Genomic DNA, 2,806 nt, shown 5'->3' with positions numbered 1-2,806 from the left:
AAGTCGGCCCGGCCGACTTCCCGCGCGACCGAGCGGCCCCGGCTCAGGTCGCCAGGGCGGCGGGCAGTTCGGCCAGGGTGTGCAGGACGTGGATGCCGTCGTCGACCGGGGCGCGGGAGGCGGCGCGGTCGAGCCAGAAGGGGCGCAGGCCGGCGCCCCGGGCGCCGAGGGCGTCCAGGTCGTACCGGTCGCCGACGTAGGCGACCTCGTGCGGGGGCAGGCCCAGGCGGGCGCAGCCGGTCAGGAAGATGGCGGGGGCGGGTTTGGCCTCGCCGGGCCGGTCGGAGCCGACGAGGGCGGTGTCGGCGAAGTGGTGCAGCAGGCCGGTGGCGTGGAGTTTGGGGCGCTGCTGGTCGATCGGGGCGTTGGAGACGATCCCGAGCCGGTGGGTGGGGGCGAGGGCGGCCAGGGCGGGGGCGGCGTCGGGGAAGGCGGTCCAGGCGGCGTCGCGGTGGGCGGCGTAGCCGGCGAACCAGGCGGTGGCGGCCTCGTCGGGCATGGCGGCGGTGTCCTCGCCGAGGCGGGCGAGGAAGCGGCGGACGCGTTCGCGCTGCTGGCCGGTGAATGTCAGTTCCCCGGCCAGGAAGCGGGCGTACTGCTCCTCCAGGACCTCGCGCCACAGCGCCACCGCCGTCTGCGGGTCGGGGAGGCGGTGCAGGAGGTCGAGGTGGCGCAGGTGGGCGAGGATGCCCGCCCGTTCCGAGCCCGAGTAGTCGAACAGGGTGTCGTCGACGTCGAAGAGCACGCCTCGGATCGGCACGGTCCGTCCTTTCGCCGGGTCCACGTACGTAGGGACCCTACGCGGTCGCCGGCTCCCCTCCGCCGCTTTCGCTTCCGTCCCCGACGGCCAGGCGGTGGCGGGCGGCGGCCAGGAACTCCCCGGACAGGTCGGCGTCCTGGCTCGCCCGGGCGAGCAGCAGTGCTCCGACCATGGTGGACAGGTCGGCGAGCGCCTCCTGCCGTTCGGCGGGCTCGGGCAGGGCCGCCAGGGCGTCGACGAGGTCGCGCAGTCCGGCGGTGTAGGCGGTGCGCAGCGGGGAGCCGGGTTCGGTGCGGGCGGCGTCGGCGGCCAGGGCGGCGGCGGCGCAGCCGTGGCCGGGGTGGTCGCGGTGGAGTTCGGACAGGTAGCGGTGGAGGAACTCGGCGCGGGGGGTGCGCCGGGCGGGCGGCTGGTCGGCGAGTTCCTCCATGGCGTCGCGCCGTTCGGTGAAGGCGGCGGTGAGGGCCTCGGCGAGGAGGTCGTCCTTGGAGGCGAAGTGCCGGTAGAAGCCGCCGTGGGTGAGTCCGGCGGCGGCCATCGCCTCGGGGACGCTGACCTGGTCGGCGCCCTTCTCCCGGATCAGGCGGGCGGTGTGGTCGACGACCCGGCTGCGGGTGCGTTCGGCCTCGGCGCGGGACACGCGGGGCATGGCGCGGCTCCTTCCCTCTCGTACGACGCGTGGTGCGTCCACTCGGTGCTTCCGGTTGGTGCGTCCACTTTCCCATCCCCTTTAGATGATGGTAATAATCTAAACGCTGCGGTGCCCGCCGTCGACGGCCGGTGCCGCCCCGAGAGCGAGGAGATGCACCATGACCGTGATCGAAGGCTCCACCGCCCTGGTCACCGGAGGCCGCCGGGGCCTGGGCCGGGCGTTCACCGCGGAACTGCTGGCCCGCGGCGCGAAGAAGGTCTACGCCACCGCCCGCACCCCCGACACCAGCGAGGACCCGCGCGTGGAGGTCCTCGCGCTCGACGTCACCGACGACGCCTCGGTGGCCGCCCTCGCGGCCCGCGCCGACGACGTCGACATCGTCTTCAACAACGCCGGCGTCCTGCACCCGGCGCCGCTGCTGAGCGCCGACCTCGCGCTGGTCCGGGACACCTTCGAGACCAACGTGCTCGGCCCGCTGCGCATCGCCCGGGCCTTCGCCCCGGTGCTGGCCGCCCGCGGCGGCGGCGCGCTGGTCGACATCCACTCGCTGCTGTCCTGGGGCGCCGGGGCCGGGGCCTACGGGGCCTCCAAGGCCGCGCTGTGGTCGCTGACCAACTCGCTGCGCCTGGAACTCGCCGCCCAGCGCACGCAGGTCGTCGGCGTGCACCTGGGCTTCGCGGACACCGAGATGGTCGCGGCCGTCCCGGTCGACAAGATCCCGCCCGCCGAGGTGGCCCGCGCCGTCCTGGACGGCGTCGAGCGCGGCGAGCACGAGGTGCTCGTCGACGACGCCACCCGGGCCCTGAAGGCCGCCCTGTCGGGCCCCGTGGAGGGCCTGGCCGTCCTCGGCCGCCGCTGACACCCCGACAGGACCACCGGCCGGACCACCGGCCGAACCGACGACGCAACCGGCAACCAGGAGGAACCGCCATGCCCCTGTGGCACGTCTACCACCCGCCCGGCACCTACGACCCCGGGCAGAAGCAGCAGCTCTCCACCGACATCACGGGCTTCTACACCCGCTTCGGACTGCCGAAGTTCTACGTGGTGGTCCTCTTCCACGAGGTCGCCGCCGACTCCTTCCACGTCGGCGGCGAACCGCACGGCGCGGCCGTACGGGTCGTGGTCGAGCACATCGCCCGCCACACCGAGGACCCGGACCTGCGCAGGCGCACCCGCGAGGCGCTCGCCGCCCTCCTCGCGCCCCACACCACCGACCGCGGCCTGTACTGCGAGTTCCACGTCGACGAGACGCCGCGGAACCTGTGGATGATCGACGGCCTCACCCCGCCCCCGGAGCGGAGCGAGGCCGAGCAGCTGTGGGCCCGGGAGAACCGCCCGCTGCCGTACTGACGCACCCGCGCCGCCGCCGTCGCTCCCGACGGTGGCGGCGC

Annotated in this window: 4 protein-coding genes; 2 read left to right on the top strand and 2 right to left on the bottom strand. The window is 74.8% G+C overall.

The window, feature by feature from the left end:
• Positions 1–43: 43 nt before the first annotated feature.
• Both ACFU6K_RS35815 and ACFU6K_RS35810 read right to left on the bottom strand, forming a co-directional pair.
• Positions 44–760 carry an HAD family hydrolase gene (locus ACFU6K_RS35815; protein ID WP_380670335.1) on the bottom strand — a complete coding sequence of 239 codons (717 nt, stop codon included), beginning with the start codon at positions 758–760 and terminating at the stop codon, positions 44–46.
• Between the two features lie 37 nt (positions 761–797).
• Positions 798–1,409 carry a TetR/AcrR family transcriptional regulator gene (locus ACFU6K_RS35810; protein WP_380670334.1) on the bottom strand — a complete coding sequence of 204 codons (612 nt, stop codon included), beginning with the start codon at positions 1,407–1,409 and terminating at the stop codon, positions 798–800.
• Between the two features lie 160 nt (positions 1,410–1,569).
• Between ACFU6K_RS35810 and ACFU6K_RS35805 the strand changes: the two genes are divergently transcribed.
• Together ACFU6K_RS35805 and ACFU6K_RS35800 are read left to right on the top strand one after the other, a co-directional pair.
• Entirely contained in the window at positions 1,570–2,271 is a 702-nt protein-coding gene (locus ACFU6K_RS35805; RefSeq protein ID WP_380670332.1) for an SDR family oxidoreductase, read from the top strand.
• 71 nt (positions 2,272–2,342) lie between these two features.
• A complete protein-coding gene (locus ACFU6K_RS35800; protein WP_380670330.1) occupies positions 2,343–2,765 on the top strand; it encodes a tautomerase family protein in 423 nt (140 codons plus the stop codon).
• The last annotated feature ends 41 nt before the right edge of the window (positions 2,766–2,806 follow it).

Origin of the sequence: Kitasatospora sp. NPDC057512 (genome assembly GCF_042802135.1) — a bacterium.
Taxonomy (GTDB): Bacteria; Actinomycetota; Actinomycetes; order Streptomycetales; family Streptomycetaceae; genus Kitasatospora.
This window is presented reverse-complemented; position numbering and strand designations above follow the sequence as displayed.

What these genes read in the sequence shown, in the direction of transcription:
- ACFU6K_RS35810 (WP_380670334.1), bottom strand. Translation starts at nt 1,409, where the DNA reads ATGCCCCGCGTGTCCCGCGCCGAGGCCGAACGCACCCGCAGCCGGGTC.
- ACFU6K_RS35805 (WP_380670332.1), top strand. Translation starts at nt 1,570, where the DNA reads ATGACCGTGATCGAAGGCTCCACCGCCCTGGTCACCGGAGGCCGCCGG.
- ACFU6K_RS35800 (WP_380670330.1), top strand. Translation starts at nt 2,343, where the DNA reads ATGCCCCTGTGGCACGTCTACCACCCGCCCGGCACCTACGACCCCGGG.